The 18,674-nt window shown below is 73.6% G+C and carries 12 protein-coding genes and 5 pseudogenes; 7 read left to right on the top strand and 10 right to left on the bottom strand.

What is annotated here, in order from left to right:
- Nucleotides 1-87: 87 nt before the first annotated feature.
- The 3 genes and pseudogenes from BJF81_RS05395 to leuC all read right to left on the bottom strand — a co-directional run bounded on the left by BJF81_RS05395 (nucleotide 88) and on the right by leuC (nucleotide 3,282).
- Complete coding sequence (locus BJF81_RS05395) at nucleotides 88-1,056, bottom strand: endonuclease domain-containing protein (RefSeq protein ID WP_143780682.1); 969 nt, start codon at nucleotides 1,054-1,056, stop codon at nucleotides 88-90.
- Nucleotides 1,057-1,229: 173 nt separating this feature from the next.
- A pseudogene (gene leuD / locus BJF81_RS05390) lies at nucleotides 1,230-1,828 on the bottom strand (3-isopropylmalate dehydratase small subunit).
- Entirely contained in the window at nucleotides 1,828-3,282 is a 1,455-nt protein-coding gene (gene leuC / locus BJF81_RS05385) for a 3-isopropylmalate dehydratase large subunit (protein WP_202817432.1), read from the bottom strand. Before leuC ends, leuD begins: the two are co-directional and overlap by 1 nt.
- Nucleotides 3,283-3,408: 126 nt before the next feature.
- Between leuC and BJF81_RS05380 the strand changes: the two genes are divergently transcribed.
- The 7 genes from BJF81_RS05380 to pheA all read left to right on the top strand — a co-directional run bounded on the left by BJF81_RS05380 (nucleotide 3,409) and on the right by pheA (nucleotide 9,432).
- Nucleotides 3,409-4,542 (top strand): 3-isopropylmalate dehydrogenase, encoded by a 1,134-nt coding sequence (locus BJF81_RS05380; RefSeq protein WP_075957449.1) that lies wholly within the window; start codon nucleotides 3,409-3,411, stop codon nucleotides 4,540-4,542.
- Entirely contained in the window at nucleotides 4,539-5,708 is a 1,170-nt protein-coding gene (gene alr, locus BJF81_RS05375) for an alanine racemase (RefSeq protein ID WP_075957448.1), read from the top strand. Before BJF81_RS05380 ends, alr begins: the two co-directional genes overlap by 4 nt.
- The gene (gene tsaE, locus BJF81_RS05370) at nucleotides 5,705-6,190 is read left to right on the top strand and encodes a tRNA (adenosine(37)-N6)-threonylcarbamoyltransferase complex ATPase subunit type 1 TsaE (RefSeq protein WP_075957447.1); all 486 of its coding nucleotides are present in this window, start codon (nucleotides 5,705-5,707) and stop codon (nucleotides 6,188-6,190) included. Before alr ends, tsaE begins: the two co-directional genes overlap by 4 nt.
- A 9-nt stretch (nucleotides 6,191-6,199) precedes the next feature.
- Nucleotides 6,200-6,535 (top strand): arsenate reductase/protein-tyrosine-phosphatase family protein, encoded by a 336-nt coding sequence (locus tag BJF81_RS21350; protein ID WP_446740540.1) that lies wholly within the window; start codon nucleotides 6,200-6,202, stop codon nucleotides 6,533-6,535.
- A complete protein-coding gene (locus BJF81_RS17290; protein WP_187345502.1) occupies nucleotides 6,432-6,779 on the top strand; it encodes a hypothetical protein in 348 nt (115 codons plus the stop codon). Before BJF81_RS21350 ends, BJF81_RS17290 begins: the two co-directional genes overlap by 104 nt.
- 648 nt (nucleotides 6,780-7,427) lie before the next feature.
- A complete protein-coding gene (locus tag BJF81_RS05360; protein ID WP_202817431.1) occupies nucleotides 7,428-8,465 on the top strand; it encodes a sugar transferase in 1,038 nt (345 codons plus the stop codon).
- A gap of 22 nt (nucleotides 8,466-8,487) precedes the next feature.
- On the top strand, nucleotides 8,488-9,432 hold the full coding sequence (gene pheA / locus BJF81_RS05355; RefSeq protein ID WP_202817430.1) for a prephenate dehydratase: 945 nt from the start codon (nucleotides 8,488-8,490) through the stop codon (nucleotides 9,430-9,432).
- Here pheA and BJF81_RS05350 read toward each other — a convergent pair.
- The 7 genes and pseudogenes from BJF81_RS05350 to BJF81_RS05325 all read right to left on the bottom strand — a co-directional run bounded on the left by BJF81_RS05350 (nucleotide 9,392) and on the right by BJF81_RS05325 (nucleotide 18,673).
- Nucleotides 9,392-10,026: pseudogene (locus tag BJF81_RS05350) on the bottom strand (GDSL-type esterase/lipase family protein). The gene pheA and the pseudogene BJF81_RS05350 sit on opposite strands and share 41 nt — an antisense overlap.
- Nucleotides 10,027-10,075: 49 nt before the next feature.
- Nucleotides 10,076-10,248 (bottom strand): annotated as a pseudogene (locus BJF81_RS19175) (DUF6104 family protein).
- A gap of 9 nt (nucleotides 10,249-10,257) precedes the next feature.
- Complete coding sequence (locus BJF81_RS05345; protein WP_075957635.1) at nucleotides 10,258-11,313, bottom strand: GNAT family N-acetyltransferase; 1,056 nt, start codon at nucleotides 11,311-11,313, stop codon at nucleotides 10,258-10,260.
- Between the two features lie 22 nt (nucleotides 11,314-11,335).
- A pseudogene (locus BJF81_RS05340) lies at nucleotides 11,336-15,312 on the bottom strand (multifunctional oxoglutarate decarboxylase/oxoglutarate dehydrogenase thiamine pyrophosphate-binding subunit/dihydrolipoyllysine-residue succinyltransferase subunit).
- 136 nt (nucleotides 15,313-15,448) lie between these two features.
- The gene (locus BJF81_RS05335) at nucleotides 15,449-16,282 is read right to left on the bottom strand and encodes an ABC transporter permease subunit (RefSeq protein ID WP_083664009.1); all 834 of its coding nucleotides are present in this window, start codon (nucleotides 16,280-16,282) and stop codon (nucleotides 15,449-15,451) included.
- Nucleotides 16,279-17,267, bottom strand: a pseudogene (locus BJF81_RS20265) (ABC transporter ATP-binding protein). Before BJF81_RS20265 ends, BJF81_RS05335 begins: the two are co-directional and overlap by 4 nt.
- Before the next feature lie 74 nt (nucleotides 17,268-17,341).
- Complete coding sequence (locus BJF81_RS05325) at nucleotides 17,342-18,673, bottom strand: aldehyde dehydrogenase family protein (RefSeq protein WP_237770038.1); 1,332 nt, start codon at nucleotides 18,671-18,673, stop codon at nucleotides 17,342-17,344.
- Between the last annotated feature and the right edge of the window lies 1 nt (nucleotide 18,674).

Raw genomic sequence — 18,674 nt, 5'->3', positions numbered from 1 at the left:
ATGCCGGTCCGACGGAGCCGACCTCACCCTGGTCTGGCCGACGGTCGACCACGGTGACCGGCACCGGTCGGCGGTGTGCCTTCCCAGTCAGCCGGCCGACCGGTCGGCCTGGAGCGCGGCCTCGATGAGGGCGCGCACCTTCTCCGGTCGGTCGAGGTCGGACCACAGGAGGCGGACCACGGTGTAGCCGGCGGCCCGCAGACGCAGCTCTCGACGCTTCTCCGCGGCGAGCTCCTCGGCCGTGGCGTACTTGGACAACCCGTCGAACTCCACGACGACGCGTGTTCCCCTCAGCAGGAAGTCGACGCGGCCGATGAAGCTGCCGGCCGGGTCGCGGACGACCACCTGGCTCCGGGGGTCGTAGCCCAGGTTGAGCAGGAGCAGGCGTGAGCGGCTCTCACCGGGCGACTCGGCAGCGTCGTCCATCACCCGGACGGCGGACATGAAGACCCCATGGGCAGGGTGGTGACGACGTGCGTCGGCGGCCGACTCGAGGTCGTCGCGGTGGACGACACCGCGGTGCAGCGCGGCGTCCCCCACCACCACCGCCTCGTCGCGGCCGTGCAGCTCGGCGACGCCCAGGATGACGAACCGCGGCTCGAGGACGTCGACCCCGCGGATGGTGGACGACCGGGCGTCCTGATAGCCGCCGTGGATGGTGGACGCCCGGGTGCGTCGGTGCTGGCCGGTCGACCGGCGACAGCCGTGGACGCGGTCCGGCCGCACCGTCAACGGCAGCCCGTGCATCAGGGCCGCGCTGGTGTGACTCACGAGGACGTCCTTGGGCCAGGTGCGTGCTACGGCCGTCGCCCGCAGGACGTGCCGGCCGGCCTCGTCGGCGGCGGTCATCAGACCGGTGTCGACGAAGGCGCCCCGCGTCACCCTGGTGAGGATCCGTCGGGCCACCAGGGTCTGGACAAGGGCGGGTCCGAGACCCAGCGACGTGAGGTCGCCGGTGGTCACCGTCCCGTGGCCGGCCGCGAGGGCCTGACGCACCAGTGTCTCCACGCCCGGGGGCAGCGCGCTCGGTGTGGACTGCGGTGTTGTCGAGCTCATGGCGGGACACTGCCGCACCTCAGGGTTCGACGATTGCGGTCGTCCACAGGGTGGTGGCTGGGCGGCGCGGTCGGACGAGGGGTGAGGTCGGGTCGTCGGGACCTCCCTCGGCGTACAAGACGATGGCGGTCGCAGGGACCCGACCTCGGTGCCCGATGGAGCCGGGTGCCAGCCTACCCCACGGCCGGGGTGACGACCGGCTTCCAGGAGGGGCGGGCGGCCTCGTAGGCGGTGATGTCGTCCTCGTGCCGCAGGGTCAACGAGATGTCGTCCAGGCCGTTCTCCAGGCGCCAGGCGACGTAGTCGTCGACCTGGAAGGAGGCCACGACGTCGCCGCAGGTCACCTGGCGGGCGGGCAGGTCGACGGTGATCTCGGTCCCCGGCTCGGCCTCCAGCTGCTTCCAGATCAGCTCGATGTCGCCCTGGTCCAGCTCGGCGGTCAGCAGGCCGCCCTTGCCGGAGTTGCCGCGGAAGATGTCGGCGAACTTGCTGGAGAGCACCGCGCGGAAGCCGTACTGCTGCAACGCCCAGACGGCGTGCTCCCGGCTGGAGCCGGTGCCGAAGTCGGGCCCGGCCACCAGCACCGAGCCGCCCGCGTAGGCCGCTGGTTGAGCACGAACGCCGGGTCCTCGCGCCACCGGGCGAACAACCCGTCCTCGAACCCGGTGCGCGAGACCCGCTTGAGGTACTGCGCCGGGATGATCTGGTCGGTGTCGACGTCCGAGCGCCGCAGCGGGACCCCGATGCCGGTGTGGGTGGTGAACCTCTCCATCAGACCAGGGCCTCCTGGCTCGAGCCGGGGGTATGCGGTGCGTCCGGCGACGTGGGGCCGTCCAGGTCGGCGGGGGAGGACAGGGTGCCGCGGACGGCGGTCGCCGCGGCCACGGCGGGGGAGACCAGGTGGGTGCGGCCGCGGGCGCCCTGACGGCCCTCGAAGTTGCGGTTGGACGTGGAGGCGCAGCGCTCCTCGGGGGCCAGCTGGTCGGGGTTCATCCCCAGGCACATCGAGCACCCGGCCAGGCGCCACTCGCCGCCGGCGGCGGTGAACACCTCGTCCAGCCCCTCCTCCTCGGCCTGCTGCCGCACCGCGTGCGACCCCGGCACGACGAGCAGCCGCACCCCGTCGGCCACGTGCCGGCCGCGCAGCACCTCGGCCGCCACCCGCAGGTCCTCGATCCGCCCGTTGGTGCACGAGCCGAGAAAGACCGCGTCCACCCCGACCTCGCGCATCGGCGTGCCGGCCGCCAGGCCCATGTAGTCCAGCGCCCGCCGCGCGGTCTCCTTGGCGGCGTCCTCGCCGAAGCTCTCCGGGTCGGGCACCGCCTCGCCCAGCTGGACCGACTGGGCCGGGTTCGTCCCCCAGGTCACGTAGGGGCTCAGCTGCGCCGCGTCGAGGAACACCTCGGCGTCGAAGACCGCGTCGTCGTCGGTGCGCAGCTCGCGCCACGCCGCCACGGCCGCGTCCCAGTCGGCACCGGACGGCGCGTGCGGGCGACCCTTGATGTAGGCGAACGTCTTCTCGTCCGGCGCGACCATGCCGGCCCGGGCACCGGCCTCGATCGACATGTTGCAGATCGTCATCCGGCCCTCCATCGACAACGACTCGATCGCGGACCCGCGGTACTCCAGCACGTAGCCTTGCCCGCCGCCGGTGCCGATCCGGTTGATCACCGCCAGGATGATGTCCTTGGCGCCCACCCCGGCCGGCAGCTCGCCCTCGACGGTGATCGCCATCGTCCGGAACGGCCGCAGCGGCAGCGTCTGGGTGGCCAGCACGTGCTCGACCTCGGAGGTGCCGATCCCGAAGGCCAGCGCGCCGAACGCCCCGTGCGTGGAGGTGTGCGAGTCGCCGCAGACGATCGTCATCCCCGGCTGGGTCAGCCCCAGCTCGGGGCCGATGACGTGGACGATGCCCTGGCCGCGCCGACCCCGGGCGTGGTGCACGATCCCGAACTCCTCGCAGTTGGCCCGCAACGCCTCCAGCTGGGTCCGGGAGACCGGGTCGGTCACCGGGCCCAGCGTCGTGGGCACGTTGTGGTCCTCGGTCGCCACCGTCAGGTCCGGCCGGCGCACCCCGCGCCCGGCCTGCCGCAGCCCGTCGAAGGCCTGCGGGCTGGTCACCTCGTGCACGAGGTGGAGGTCGATGTAGAGGAGGTCGGGCTCGCCCTCGACGGAGCGGACGACGTGCTGCTGCCAGAGCTTCTCAGCCAGGGTCAGGCCAGGCACGGGCAACCTCCTTCGCGTGGGGCCGCGGGCCCCGGACGACCGCGCGGCAGGTGCTGCAAGAATGCAGCCACCATAACCCTGACGCCGCCGAGCCGACGTCGACGCCTACCGCACGCGAGGTCCCAGATGCGCAGCCACACCCTTGCCGTCCTGCCCGGTGACGGGGTCGGCCCCGAGGTCACCCGGGCCGCCCTCACGGTGCTGGACGCGGCCGAGTCCCGGTTCGGCTTCGGCACCCGGCGCACGGACGTGCCCCTCGGGGCCGACCACCACCTGGCCACCGGCGAGCTGCTCACGGACGAGGCCACGGCCGAGCTGGACCGGCACGACGCGATCCTCTTCGGCGCCATCGGCAGCCCGAGGGTTCCCCCCGGGATCCTCGAGCGGGGCATCATCCTCGAGCTGCGGCGCCGGATGGAGCAGGCGATCAACCTGCGGCCGGTACGCCTCTACGAGGGGGTGCCCACCCCGATCGCGGGCCTGACCCCCGAGCGCTGCGACCTCGTCGTGGTCCGGGAGAACACCGAGGGCGCCTACGTCGCCCAGGGCAGCTCGGTCCACGTGGGCACGCCGGCGCAGGTGGCGGTGCAGGAGTCGGTCAACACCTGGTATGCCGTCGAGCGCGCCGTGGACTTCGCCTACCGGCTGGCCTCGGTGCGGCGCGGGCGGCTCACGCTCTGCCACAAGACCAACGTGCTGGTCGAGGCCGGGAAGCTGTGGACGGCGGTGATGGAGAGCGTGGGGGAGCGCTACCCGGACGTCGAGACCGACTACGTCCACGTCGACGCGCTGTGCATGCACCTGCCGGTCAGCCCCGAGCGGTTCGACGTCGTGGTGACCGACAACCTCTTCGGCGACATCGTCACCGACCTGGGCGCCGTGCTGCAGGGCGGGCTCGGCGTCGCCGCCAGCGGCAACCTCAACCTCGACGGCGCCCACCCGAGCATGTTCGAGCCGATCCACGGCTCGGCGCCGGACATCGCCGGCCGGGGCTGGGCCAACCCGGCCGGGGCCTGCCTGTCCCTGGCCATGCTGCTGGGCCACCTCGGGGAGGGGGAGGCGGCGGCCGCGGTCGAGGCCGCCACCGCCGCGGTCCTCGCCGGCCTGCCGGCGCCCGGCGGAGAGGCGATGGGCGCGAGCACGCAGGAGCTCGGCGAGCGGATCGCCGCCGCCGTCGCCGACGACGCCACCCCGGAGGTGCCGGGCAGCCTGATGGCCCAGCTCGCGGCGGTCGCGGCCGGGAGGGCCGCCGAGGGATGAGGCCCGCGCTCTGGCCCGCCGAGGTCGTCGTCGACCTGGACGCGATCACCGCCAACGTCCGCGCCCTGCGCGAGCGGGTGGGCGGCACCGAGCTCATGGCGGTCGTCAAGGCCGACGGCTACGGGCACGGCCTCGTGCCCTCGGCCCGGGCCGCGCTGGCCGGCGGGGCCTGCTCGCTCGGCGTCGCCCAGCCCACCGAGGCCCTGGCGCTGCGGGACGCCGGGATCACCGCTCCCGTCCTGGCCTGGCTGACCACCCCGGACCTCGACCTGCGGCCCCTCGTGGAGGCCGACGTCGAGGTGGCGGCGGTCGCCCCCTGGGGGCTGCGGGCCCTGGCCGAGGCAGCCCGCGCCACCGGCCGCCCGGCGGCCACCCAGCTCAAGGTGGACACCGGCCTGGCCCGCAACGGCGCCTACGGCATACCCCTGCGGGCGGGGGACCCGCGCACCGACTGGACCGAGCTGGTCGAGGAGGCCGCCCGGCTCGAGGCCGAGGGGGTGCTGCGCGTGCGCGGCCTGTTCACCCACTTCGCCTACGCCGACGCCCCCGCCCACCCGACCGTGCGCGCCCAGCAGGAGGCCTTCGCCGACGCCGTGGCGGTGGCCGAGCGTGCCGGCCTGCGGCCCGAGGTGCGGCACATGTCCAACTCCGCCGCCACCCTGACCACGCCCGAGGCGTCCTGGGACATGGTCCGGCCCGGGCTGTCGGTCTACGGGCTCTCGCCCGTGCCCGAGCTGGCCACGGCGGCCGAGCTGGGGCTGCGTCCCGCGATGCGCGTGACGGCGCGCGCCGCCGTCGCCAAGCGGGTCCGGGGCGGGCAGGGCGTCTCCTACGGCCACACCTACACCACGTCGGGGGAGACCACGCTCCTCGACGTGCCCCTCGGGTATGCCGACGGGGTGCCCCGGCACGTCTCCAACCGCGCCCCGGTCCAGGTCCGCGGTCGGCGGTTCACCGTGGCGGGGCGGGTGTGCATGGACCAGTTCGTCGTCGACGTCGGCGACCTCGACGTCGGGGCGGGCGAGGAGGTCGTGCTCTTCGGCGCCGGGGACGACGGGGAACCGACCGCCCAGGACTGGGCCGAGGCGGCCGGGACCATCTCCTACGAGATCGTCACCCGGTTCGGGCCGCGCGTCCCCCGCCGTCACCTCGGAGGCCCGTCGTGACCGCCGGGCGCCGGGTGCTGCTGCCGACCGACGAGGACACGCGGGCGCTGGGGGAGTCGCTGGGCCGGGTGCTCCGCGCTGGGGACCTGGTCGTGCTCACCGGCGACCTGGGCGCGGGCAAGACCACGCTGACCCAGGGGCTCGCGCACGGGCTCGGGGTGCGGGGACCGATCACCTCGCCCACCTTCGTCATCGCCCGGGTGCACCCCTCCTTGGTGGACGGGCCCGCCCTCGTGCACGCCGACGCCTACCGCCTCGGCGGGGAGGCCGAGCTCGACGACCTCGACCTCGACGAGTCGCTGGCGGACTCGGTCACCGTGGTCGAGTGGGGGCACGGTCTGGCCGAGCACCTGGCCGACGACCGGCTGGAGGTGGTGCTGGAGCGCTCCGGCAGCACCGAGGCCGACCAGCAGGCCAGGACCGCCACCCTCGTGGGCCACGGACCCCGCTGGGCGGGGGTCGACCTGCCCGGCCGCGCGTAGGCTCGCCGCATGGACACCGGCAGGATCCTCGTCGTGTGCACCGGCAACGTGTGCCGCTCGCCCCTCGTCGAACGTCTCCTCCAGCAGGGGCTGGACGAACGCTGGGGGCCGGGGGCCTTCGAGGTGCGGTCCGCGGGGACCGGTGCCCTGGTCGACATCCGATGGACGAGCGGGCGGCCGGTGTGCTCGGCGCCTGGGCGGCAGCCACGAGGACTTCCGGGCGCGACGGCTGGCGGGCCCGATGGTGGAGGAGGCGGACCTGGTCCTCACCGCGACCCGCGACCACCGGGCGGCGGTCGTCCGGACCGTCCCCCGGGCGATGAAGCGCGTGTTCACCGTGCGTGAGCTGGCCGCCATCGTGGCCGGGCTGCCCGACGAGGAGCTGCCGACGGCCGACGACCCTGTCGAGCGGCTGCGCGAGCTGGCCGCGCTCGCGACGGGGCACCGTGGACGTCGTCGGCCGGCCCGGCCGGACGACCACGACGTGGTGGACCCCTACCGGCGGTCCGACGACGTGTATGCCACGATGAGGGACCAGGTCGAGGCCGCCGTGCCGCATCTTCTCCACGCGCTCGCACCTCGTCGCTGACCCGGTCAGGGTCCGTCCCGACGGGGGGTGGACGGAACCCCTCCTGGCTGGTTAACTGAGCGATGGTAAAGAACGGGTAAAGTCACAGGCGGCGTCGGGGCGCCGCGGCCGTTCATGGGTGGATGATGGGAAGCGCATGACCTCGTCGGTGGAGATCCCGCGTGAACCGCAGGGGGTTCACGGCGATCCTGACGACGCCGCACCACGTGCGGCGTCGTTGTTCGTGGTGCCCGAGGGCCTGGTCCGGGAGCAGGCGCGGCCGCACCCGCAGGCGCGCCGCTACCTCCGGGGCTACCTGAGGGCGCTGCGGCTGCTGGACCTGGGGACGGTCACCGTCGCCGTGGTCCTCGCCCAGCTGTTCCGGTTCGGGACCGGGCCGAGGGACCTCTACAGCGCGTTGGGCGCCGTGAGCTACACGACGGTGTCGGTGGCGCTGATCCTGGGGTGGATGACCGCGCTGCACCTGCAGAACGTCTACGACGGGCGGCTGGTGGGCCACGGCGTGCAGGAGTACCGGCAGGTGTTCCAGGCGTCGTCCTGGCTGTTCGCGATCGTGGCGATCACCGCGTTCGCGTTCAAGATGGACTTCGCCCGCGGCTACGTGATCCTGGCCTTCCCCCTCGGCACCTTCCTCCTGCTGCTGGGCCGGTGGCAGGCCCGCCGCTGCTGGTGCGCCAACGCCGGCAGGGAGCCCTGTCGGACCGCGTGCTCCTCGTGGGCAACCGTGACCACGTCGCCAGCCTCGTGGTCGCCCTGGGGCGGGCCCCGGACGCCGGCTACCAGGTGGTCGGCGCGTGCGTCGACGACGCCCGGGAGGGCCGGGTGGCCGGGGTCTCGATCCTGGGGCCGGAGTCGGACGTGCTCGTCAAGGCGCTGGAGCACCGGGCCGACGTCGTCGCCGTCTCCTCCTCCGCCGGGCTGGGCCAGGCCGGGCTGCGCCGTCTGGGGTGGGCCCTGGAGAGCACGGACATCGACCTGGTCGTGGCGCCCGGCATCATGGACGTCGCCGGGCCCCGGGTGCTGACCCGGCCGGTGCAGGGCCTGCCGCTCCTGCACGTCGAGGCGCCACGCTTCGGCGGCCCGCAGCTGGTGCTCAAGAACGTGGCCGACCGGATCGCCGCGGTCCTGGCCCTCGTGCTGCTCAGCCCCGTGATGCTGGGCGTGGCGCTGGCCATCCGGAGGGAGAGCGACGGGCCGGTGCTCTTCCGCCAGGAACGGGTGGGCCGGGGCGGCCGGTCGTTCGGGATGCTGAAGTTCCGCAGCATGGTCGCCGACGCCGAGACGATGCTCCCCGCCCTCCGGGTGGTCGACGAGGGGGCCGGTCCGCTGTTCAAGATGCGCAACGACCCGCGGGTCACCCGGGTCGGGGCGTTCATCCGCAGGTACTCTCTGGACGAGCTGCCCCAGCTCGTCAACGTGGTGCGGGGCGAGATGAGCCTGGTGGGCCCACGGCCGCCGCTGCCCCGGGAGGTGGCCACCTACGAGGCGGACGTGCGCCGGCGGCTCCTCGTCAAGCCCGGCCTGACCGGCCTGTGGCAGATCAGCGGCCGCAGCAACCTCTCCTGGGACGAGTCGGTCCGCCTGGACCTCTACTACGTCGAGAACTGGACCCCGGTGCTGGACCTGATGATCCTGTGGCGCACCGTCCAGGTCGTCCTCCGGCCGGAGGAGTACGGCGCCTACTGACCCCGGCGCTATCGTGCCAGGTGTGAAGATCGCCTACCTCGGCCCGGCCGGCACGTTCACCGAGCAGGCCGTGCGCCAGTGGCACCCCGCCGGCGCGGGACGGGCCTGGCCGGCCCCCACCGTCCCGGCCGCGATCGAGTCGCTGCGCCGGGGCGAGGTGGATGCCGCCGTGGTGCCCTTCGAGAACTCCGTCGAGGGTTCGGTGCCGGCCACCCTCCAGGCGCTGCAGGACGCCGGGGAGGACGGCGTGCGCATCTGCGCCGAGGTGCACGTCGAGGTGCAGTTCTCCCTGCTGGTGCGCCCCGGCACCTCCCTCGACCAGGTGGTCTCGGTGGCCACCCACCCCCACGCCATGGCGCAGACCCGGGGCTGGCTGGCCCGGCACCTGCCGGACGCCGCGCTCGTCCCCGAGGCGTCGACGGCGCGGGCGGCCCAGGCCGTGGCGGAGGGTGGCTACGACGCGGCGGTCGCCGCGCCCGGTGCGGCCGACGCGTACGGGCTGGTGCCGGTCGCCGAGCACATCGCCGACCGGGACGGCGCCGTCACCCGGTTCGTCGTGCTGCGCGCCGGCGTCGCGGTCCCCCCGCCGACGGGCAGCGACCGCACCACGCTGGTCGCCCTCATCTGGATGAACCGCCCGGGTGCCCTGCTGGAGCTCCTCGAGCAGTTCGCGGTGCGGGGCATCGACCTGAGCCGGCTGGAGTCGCGGCCGACCGGGGAGGGGCTGGGGGAGTACTGCTTCTGGATCGACGCCGACGCGCACGTCGCCGAGGCCCGGCTGCGCGAGGCGCTCGTCGGCCTGCGCCGGACCTGCCGCGAGGTCCACTTCATGGGGTCCTACCCCCGGGCCGACCGGCGACCGGCCCAGGTGCCCGAGCACGCGGACGAGGGTGCCTACGCCGAGGCGCAGGCCTGGGTCGAGCGGCTCAGTCCGCCAGCTGCAGCCAGCGGTGCCAGCCCCCGTTGAGGACCAGCCAGGCGATGAGCCCGTAGCCGGCCTGGCCCGGGTGCACGGTGTCCCCGGCCGCCAGGTCGGACTGCCACTGGTCGTGGCCCTGCAGCGGCGCGAAGCAGTCCACGAACGGCACCCCGCGGCGGTGGCACACGTCGGCCTGGGCCTCGGCCAGCACCTGCAGCCGGGCGTCACCTCGGCGTCGAGGGTGGGCGTGGGGCCGACGACGAAGGTGGCGATGCCCGTCGAGCTGGCCTCGTCCAGCACGTTGGCCAGGTTGAGCCGGGACCGGGCGGTGGTGATCCCCTGCTCGACGTCCTCGGCCCCGACGCCGACGACCAGCCGACGTTCGGAACGGCCCTCCCACCGGGGCGGGCACTCGCTGCGCCACCGGGCCATGACGTCGGCCGAGCTGCTGCCCCTGACCCCCAGGTTGTAGGAGCTCAGCGCCACCTCCTGGGCGGGCGTGCGGCCCACGACCCGGCTGACCCAGCCGAGTGCCTTGGGATCGCCGTAGCCGGCCACGAACCCGTCCCCCACGAAGCACAGGCCGATGTCGCGCGGACCCTCGTGCTGCACGTGGAACTCCGCGCTGGGGGTGTACTCGATGTCGGTCGGGCCTGGTCGTCCCTGGCTCGTCACGTCGTCGCCTCTCGTCTCACTCGTCGTCGTCCTCGCGGGCCAGCCAGGTGGCCAGGCGGTCCACGGACACCTCGAACTCGGGGTGCAGGTCCACGAACGTGCGCAGCTGCTCGGCCAGCCAGCCAGGGTCACGTCCTCGGTGCCCCGACGCTGGCCCAGCTCCTCGATCCCGCGGTCGGTGAAGTACACCCTCGCAGGCTATCCCGCGACGGCCTCCGATCCCGGCAGCGACAGGGTGCGGTGCCAGGACTGCGTCGTGTAGCGGGTGCGCCACCCCATCGACAGGTACAGCCCGTCCGCGCGCGTGGGGGAGTCGGCGTCGACCTCCAGGCCCACCGCGCTGCGTCGGCGGGCGGCGGCGTCGGCGATCACGGCGCGGAGCAGCGCCTTGGCCACCCCGCGGCCGCGGGCCCGGCGGTGGACCCCGATGTACTCCACGTAGGAGGAGTCGGGGCGGGCCGTCCCCTCGGGGCCGACCCCGCCGACGACGGTCGTGGCCACGAGGGCACCGGCCGGCTGCCCGTCCACGGTCGCCAGCCACCAGTGGTCCCACCGGTGGCCCGGGTCCTCCCGTAGCCGCGAGACGAACTCCTCGAAGGTCTCCCGGTAGGAGTTGAAGTGGTCCGCGAAGGAGTGCTCGAGGACGAGGTGGACCGCCCGCAGGTCCTCCTCCTGCGGCATCCCCACCCCGTCGTCGCGCCGGACCCGGCGGATCTCCACGCCCTCGCGCGGGCCGGGCTGGTCCAGGTCCGCCTCCGGGTCGACCGGTCGGGTCATCTGCCACCAGTCGCGGACGTGCTCGTAGCCGGCCTCGGTCAGCCACCGCTGCTGCCTGGGGTCGTCGGCGAAGGCGCCCGAGTCCAGCTGGGTCTCCTGCATGCCGCGGCGGCGGAGCACCAGCTGGCCGAGCTCCTCGGCCCGGCCGTACGCGAACCGGGCCAGCGGGTCGGCCGCCTCGTCGGGCAGGTCGGGGTCGACGGTCACGCCGACGAGCACGCGGCCGGCCGCCCGGTCGTGGCAGTTGATCCACGCCCGCACGGTGCCACCGTCGTCGCGGACGACCTCGTGCAGGTGGGTGTCGGCACCGCGCCCGGCGATCTCGGCCTCCACGGCCTGGCTGTCGGCGCCCGGCCAGCCGCGCGCCTCCCGCTCGTGCCGGCGCAGGAGGCGCACCAGGTCGTCGACGTCCTCGGGTCCGGGAGGGTATGCGGTGTGTCCGGGCGGAAGGACGGGTCCGGCTGCGTCGTCGGTCATGGGGACCATTGTTCCGTACGGCTCAGCGTCGGCTGAACGCCTCCTCGTGCAGGGCCGCCTGCTCGACGGCGTGCACCTTGGCCGATCCGGTGGACGGCGAGGCGGACGCCGGCCGGGAGACCACCCGCAGGGGGCGCTCCTCGCCGTGGTGGGCCAGGGCCTCGGGCAGGTTGAGCGCCATGAAGGGCCAGGCCCCCTGGTTCTTCGGCTCGTTCTGCACCCAGACCAGCTCGGCGTTCGGGTACTGCTGGGTCGCCTCGGCCAGCTGCGCCGCCGGGAGCGGGTAGAGCTGCTCCACCCGCAGGATCGCGGTCTGGGAGTCCTCCCGCTTGCGGCGCTCGTCCTCCAGGTCCCACACCAGCTTGCTGGAGGCCAGCAGCACGCGGGTGACCGCCTCGCGGTCAAGGTCCGCCGTGTCCGGGCGGACCGGCTCGAAGGTGCCGTGCGTGAAGTCCTCGGGGCTGCTGGCTGCCGCCTTGAGCCGCAGCATCGCCTTGGGGGTGAAGACGATCAGCGGCCGGCGGGGCCGGGCCACGGCGTGCGCCCGCAGCAGGTGGAAGTAGGACGCGGGGGTCGAGGGGTAGGCCACCATCATGTTGTCCTCGGCGCACAGCTGCAGGTAGCGCTCGATGCGCGCCGAGGAGTGGTCCGGTCCCTGGCCCTCGTAGCCGTGGGGCAGGAGCAGGACGACGCTGGAGCGCTGGTCCCACTTCTGCTCCGAGGAGGAGATGAACTCGTCGATGACGGTCTGGGCGCCGTTGGCGAAGTCGCCGAACTGGGCCTCCCAGAGCACCAACGAGTTGGTCCGCTCCACCGAGTAGCCGTACTCGAAGCCCATCACGGCGTACTCGGACAGCAGCGAGTCGTAGACCTCGAAGCTGGCCTGGTCCTCGGCGAGGTGGTGCAGCGGGGTCCAGCTGGCCGCGGTCTCGTTGTCGGTGAGCACCGCGTGGCGCTGGACGAAGGTGCCGCGGCGGGAGTCCTGGCCGGACAGCCGGACCGGGGTGCCCTCCATGACGAGGGAGCCGAAGGCGATCAGCTCGCCCATCGCCCAGTCGATCCCGCCCTCGTGGGCCATGTCCCGGCGGGTCTCGAGCAGCTTGCCCAGCTTGGGGTGGACGGTGAAGCCCTCCGGGGTCTGGGCGAAGGCATCGCCGATCCGGTGCAGCATCTCCTCGCTGATCGCGGTCGGCCGCTGCCGGGTCGCCATGTCGCCCTCGTCCTGGGCCTGCGGCCGCTCCAGGCCGTGGGTGCCGTCACCCTCGCCCTTGAGCGCGGCCCGGGTCTCGGTGAAGACGTGCTCGAGCTGCTTCTGGTAGTCGCGCAGCGCCTCCTCGGCGTCCTCGACGCTGATGTCGCCACGACCCATGAGGGACTCGGTGTAGAGCTTGCGGACGGAGCGCTTGGCCTCGATGAGGTCGTACATCAGCGGCTGGGTCATCGACGGGTCGTCCCCCTCGTTGTGACCACGGCGCCGGTAGCAGACCATGTCGATGGCGACGTCCTTGTGGAACTTCTGGCGGTACTCGTAGGCCAGCTCGGCCACCCGCACGACCGCCTCCGGGTCGTCCCCGTTGACGTGGAAGATCGGAGCCTGGACCGTCCGCGCCACGTCGGTGCAGTAGACCGCCGACCGGGAGTGGTGGGGAGCGGTGGTGAAGCCCACCTGGTTGTTGATGACCACGTGGATGGTCCCGCCGGTGCGGTACCCGGGCAGCTGCGACATCTGCAGCGTCTCCAGCACGACCCCCTGCCCGGCGAAGGCGGCGTCGCCGTGGAGCAGGACCGGCAGCACGCCGTAGTCGTCGGTGCCGGTCTCCAGCTCCAGCCGGTCCTGCTTGGCCCGGGTGATGCCCTCGAGCACGGGGTTGACCGCCTCCAGGTGCGAGGGGTTGGCGGCCAGGTAGACCTTGGTGGAGTTGCCCTGCTCGTCGTGGAACTCGCCCTCGGTGCCCAGGTGATACTTCACGTCGCCGGACCCCTGGACCGACCCCGGGGTGGACTTGCCCTCGAACTCGCGGAAGATCTGGCCGTAGGACTTGCCCGCGAGGTTGGCGAGCACGTTGAGCCGGCCGCGGTGCGGCATACCCATCGTCACCTCGTCCAGCCCGTCCTGGGCGGCCCGGCTGAGGACCTTGTCCAGCAGCGCGATGACGGCCTCGCCACCCTCGAGGCTGAACCGCTTCTGGCCGACGAACTTGGTCTGCAGGAAGGTCTCGAAGGCCTCCGCCGCGTTGAGCCGGCGCAGGATCCGCAGCTGCTCGGCCGGCGCCGGCTTCTCGAACGGCACCTCGAGCTTCTCCTGGAACCAGGCCCGCTCCTCCGGGTCCTGGATGTGCATGTACTCCACGCCGACGGTGCGGCAGTAGGAGTCGCGCAGGATGCCCAGGATCTTGCGCAGGGTCAGCCGCGGCTTGCCGCCGAAGCCGCCGGTGGGCACGTCGCGGTCGAGGTCCCACAGGGTCAGGCCGTGGTTCTCGATCGCCAGGTCGGGGTGGCGCCGCTGGACGTACTCCAAGGGGTCGGTGTCGGCCATGAGGTGGCCCCGGACCCGGTAGGCGTGGATGAGCTCCTGGATGCGGCTGGCCTTGGAGATGTCGTCGTCGTGCGTGGCCGCGATGTCCGGGGCCCAGCGGATGGGCTCGTAGGGGATGCGCAGCGAGGTGAAGATCTCGTCGTAGAAGTCGTCCTTGCCCAGCAGCAGCTCGTGCATGATCTTGAGGAACTCGCCCGACTGCGCACCCTGGATGATGCGGTGGTCGTAGGTCGAGGTCAGCGTGAGGATCTTGCTCACGCCGTTGGCCGCGATCCGCTCCGGCGCTGCGCCCTGCCACTCGGCCGGGTAGTCCAGCGAGCCCACGCCGATGATGGCGCCCTGGCCCTTCATCAGCCGCGGCACCGAGTGCAGCGTCCCGATGCCACCGGGGTTGGTCAGGCTGATCGTCGTGCCCTGGAAGTCGGCGACGGTCAGCTTGTTGTCCCGGGCCTGCGCACGACCTTCTCGTAGGCGGACCAGAACTCGTAGAAGGTCATCTCCTCGGCGCTCTTGATGCTGGGCACCAGGAGCTGGCGGCTGCCGTCGGGCTTGGGCACGTCGATGGCCAGGCCGAGGTTGATGTGGGCCGGCTCGAGCAGGACCGGCTTGCCGTCCTGGGTGGTGAAGCCGTTGTTCATCTGCGGCATCGCCTGGAGGGCCTTCACCATCGCGAAGCCGATGATGTGGGTGAAGGAGACCTTGCCGCCGCGCGAGCGGGCCAGGTGGTTGTTGATGACGACCCGGTTGTCGATGAGCAGCTTGGCCGGCAGGTTGCGCGCGCTCGTGGCGGTCGGCACCTCCAGCGAGCTCTCCATGTTGGAGACGACGCGGGCGACGGCGCCCCGCAGGGGGGTCGCGGTGACGTCGCTCTGCGGCCCCTTCTTCGTCGGGGCCGGGGCGTCCCGCGAGACGCGGGGCTCCGAGCCGCCCGACTTCTTGGCGTTCCCCACCGGCTTCTCGGCCGCCCGGGTGCCGGCCGTGCCCGCCGTCGACTGCTCGGCCGAGCTCGTGCCGCCGCTCTTGCCGGAGGTCCGGGGCTTCGTCGGAGCGGCGTCCTTCGAGCCGCCCTTCGGCCCGGACTCCTTCGCCGGGGCGGACTTCTGCCCGGAGTCCTTCGCCGGGGCCTTCCGGGCCTGGGCGCCGGAGGAGGACCCGTTGCCGGAGCCCCCGCCGGAGGAGGACGCCCGGGGCGGTGCCTTGGCGACCTTCGGCCCGTTGCCGGCCGGGGAGGAGGTGTCACCGGCCGGGGAGGAGGTGTCACCGGACGGGGCGGCGGAACCGCCCGACCCGGTCGCCCCCGCGGCCCCGTTCCCGCCCTGCTCGTCCTGGCCTTCGAAGTATCGTCGCCAGGCCGGGTCGACCGACCCCGGGTCCTGGTCGAACTGCTCCCGCTTCTCCTCGACGAGCCACTCGTTGGCTCCGAAGTCGGCGAGGGTGGTGTCGCTGCTCGGGGGGTTGGCCACGGGGTTTGCGCCTCTTCTCACATCCGGGGGTGCAACGCGTGTGCGAAACAGTGCACGGCTGAGGGACAGCCTAGCCCGTTCACCGGCCCGGACGCCGTCCGGGGGGCCGCGCGGGTCGACGAGGAGGAGCCGCCCCTCAGGCCACGTCGCGCCGGGCGGTCAGCAGCCAGCCGACGGCCGTCATGAGCGCCGCGTAGGCCAGCAGCACGAGCGCACCGGCCCACCAGGCGAGCGGGTTCTCGGCACCGCCGAGGGCCTGGGTGGTCGCGGCGTCGGCACCGTCGAAGATGTTCAGCGTGCTCATCGTCGCCTGGCTCGGGAAGAACCGGGCGGCGTCGGCCACCGCGTCCCAGAAGGTGATCCCGAACCCCAGCAGCGGCTCGACGATGAAGGCGAAGGCCACGCCCACGAAGAGAGCGACCACCTGGTTGGGGATCAGCACACCGAGCCCGAACCCGATGAGGCCCCACAGCACGAGGACCAGCAGCAGCCGCAGCATGGTCAGGACCAGGTCGCCGGGGTCCGGGGCGACCGACAGGTCGGCCGAGAGCAGCACCGCCCCTCCGGCCAGCAGCGCCGCGGTGACGTGCGCCAGCCCGTTGACGAGGACGACCACCACGAGCCCCAGGACCTTGCCGACGATCATCCGTCCCCGACGGGGCACCGCCTGGAGGGTCGCGGTGAGGGTGCGGTGGCGGTACTCCGACCCCATGGCCAGGATGCCCAGCACCAGGGTGAGCAGATACCCCATCTGCACCGCTCCGGTGTAGACCATCCGGACCAGCACCGCCTCGTCCATCGTGTCCCGGGCCCGGATCGTGGTGCCTGCCACCGGGAGCTCGGCGTAGACGAGGAAGAAGCCGCCGATCGCGGTGAAGAGCGCCGTGACGAGGAACATCGCCAACGGCATCGCCCAGGCCGTCCGGGTGCTGAACGCCTTGATGAGCTCGGAGCGCACGAGAGCGGTCACCGGGACGTCTCCTCGGGGTTCGTCGGGGCGGGGGTATGCGGTGCCCCCAGGTTGCGGTTGCGGTGCTCGGGGGTGTCGGTGAGCTCGAGGAAGAGCCGTTCCAGGTCGGTCCGCATCCCCCGCAGCTCGTGCACGGGACGCCCGGTGGCCAGGGCGACCTCCCCTACCCGGGCCAGCTCGGGGGTCCGGACCTGGAGGGCGTCGGGGCCCTGCTCGGGCAGGGGGCTGGCGGCGAGCCCGGCGCGGTCCAGGGCCCGGACCAGCAGCTCCGGCTCGGGCGAGCGCACCAGGGCGGCGGGCTCTCCGTGCAACGCGTCCATCGTGCCCTCGCGGACCAGGTGGCCGTTGGCGATGATGACGACGTCCTCGACGGTCTGCTCCACCTCGGCCAGCAGGTGGGAGCTGATGAGCACCGTCTTGCCCTGGTCGTGGGCCAGGTGGCGCAGGAAGCCGCGCATCCAGCGGATCCCCTCGGGGTCCAGCCCGTTGGCCGGCTCGTCGAGGAGCAGGACCTGCGGATCGCCGAGCAGGGCCGCGGCCAGCTGGAGCCGCTGCCGCATCCCCATCGAGTAGCCCCCCGCACGCTTGCGGGCCGCGGCGGGGATGCCGACCAGCTCGAGCAGCTCGTCGGCGCGGGCGTCGGGGATGCGGTGGGTCGCCGCCAGCGACCGGAGGTGGTCGCGGCCGGACCGGCCGGGGTGGAACCCGGTGGCCTCCAGGGCCGCGCCCACGGTCCGCAGGGGGGCGGGCAGGTCCACGTAGCGGCGCCCTCCGATCAGGGCCTCCCCGGCGGCGGGCGGACCAGCCCCAGCAGCATGCGCAGGGTGGTGGTCTTGCCGGCGCCGTTGGGGCCGAGGAAGCCGGTCACCCGGCCGGGGCGCACGTCGAAGGTGAGGTCGTCGACGGCACGGAGCTCGCCGAAGGTCTTGGTCAGCCCCCGGATCGAGATCCCCGTGCCCTCGGATGCGGGCGCAGCGGTCGTCATGCGGACAGTCAAGCACCCGGGCGGGCGGCGGGACATCGGCCGCAGGACGGAGCCCGTCTCCGACCGTGGGGGGATCAGTCCAGCCGGACGACGACGGTCTTGACCCGGGTCAGCGCGTCGAGGGCGGCCAGCCCCTTCTCCCGGCCGTGGCCGGACCGGCCCACCCCGCCGAAGGGCAGCTCGACGCCGCCGCCGGCGCCGTAGCCGTTGACGAAGACCTGCCCCGCCTCCAGGGCGGAGGCCATCCGGTGGGCCCGGGCGACGTCCCGCGTCCACACGGCCGCGAGCAGTCCGTAGTCGGTCCCGTTGGCCAGCGCCACCGCCTCCTCCTCGTCGACGAAGGGATGGGTGACCAGGACGGGTCCGAAGACCTCCTCGCGGGCGACCGGGTCGTCCGGGTCCACCCCGTCGAGGAGGGTGGGCAGCCAGTAGGAGCCGTCGCCGAGCCGGTCGTCCTGCGGCGGGCCGCCACCGACCCGCAGCACGCCTGAGGCCGCGCCCTCCACATACCCCCGCACCCGCTCCTGCTGCCGCGGCGAGACGAGCGGGCCGAGGTCGGGGTCCTCCAGGCCGGGCCCCAGGGTCGTGGCGGTGAAGCGTTCGACGAGGCGGTCCACGAGCGGCTCGCGGACCGACTCGTGCACGACGAGGCGGCTGCCGGCCGAGCAGGTCTGACCGGCGTTCTGCAGGAGCGAACGGGTGACGACCTCCGCGGCCCGGTCCAGGTCCGCGTCGGCGAGGACGACGTGGGCGGACTTGCCGCCCAGCTCCAGCACGGTGGGCACGACCCGGTCCGCGGCGGCGTGGGCGACGAGCCGGCCGGTCTCGGTGGACCCCACGAACCCCAGGTGCGCCACGAGCGGGTGGGCGGCGAGGGCGGCGCCCGCCTCCGCGCCCAGGCCGGTGACCACGCCGACCACGCCCGGCGGCATCCCGGCCTCGGTGCACAGCCGGGCCAGCGCCAGCGCGGTCCGCGGGGTCTCGTCCGCGGGCTTGAGCACGACGGCGTTGCCCACCGCGGTGGCCGCGGCGAGGGCGCGGGAGGCCAGCTGGAGCGGGTAGTTCCAGGCCACGATGCTCCCGACGATGCCGTAGGGCTCGCGCACCGTGTAGGCGTGCACGTCGGGACCGAGGGGGATCTGGCTGCCGCGGTAGGCGTCGACCACGTGCCCGTAGAAGCGGAAGTACCGCGCCGCCACCGTGGCGTCGGTGCGTGCCTGGGACAGCGGCTTGCCGGTGTCCTCGGACTCCAGCCGGGCCAGGCGCTCCCGGTCGCGGTCGACCAGGTCGCCCACGCGGGTGAGCACCCGGCCACGCTGCTCGGGGGTGCTGCCCGCCCAGGCAGGCTGGGCCGTCGCGGCAGCCAGGACCGCGGCGTCGACCTCCTCGGCGCCTCCCCGGCCCACG

This window comes from Ornithinimicrobium sp. CNJ-824, assembly GCF_001942405.1.
GTDB lineage: Bacteria > Actinomycetota > Actinomycetes > Actinomycetales > Dermatophilaceae > Ornithinicoccus > Ornithinicoccus kibberensis.
This window is presented reverse-complemented; position numbering and strand designations above follow the sequence as displayed.

Excerpts from the sequence above, each read along its gene's own strand:
- BJF81_RS05395 (WP_143780682.1), bottom strand. The coding sequence starts at position 1,056 with ATGAGCTCGACAACACCGCAGTCCACACCGAGCGCGCTGCCCCCGGGC.
- BJF81_RS17290 (WP_187345502.1), top strand. The coding sequence starts at position 6,432 with ATGGTGGAGGAGGCGGACCTGGTCCTCACCGCGACCCGCGACCACCGG.
- BJF81_RS21350 (WP_446740540.1), top strand. The coding sequence starts at position 6,200 with ATGGACACCGGCAGGATCCTCGTCGTGTGCACCGGCAACGTGTGCCGC.
- BJF81_RS05380 (WP_075957449.1), top strand. The coding sequence starts at position 3,409 with ATGCGCAGCCACACCCTTGCCGTCCTGCCCGGTGACGGGGTCGGCCCC.
- BJF81_RS05345 (WP_075957635.1), bottom strand. The coding sequence starts at position 11,313 with ATGACCGACGACGCAGCCGGACCCGTCCTTCCGCCCGGACACACCGCA.
- alr (WP_075957448.1), top strand. The coding sequence starts at position 4,539 with ATGAGGCCCGCGCTCTGGCCCGCCGAGGTCGTCGTCGACCTGGACGCG.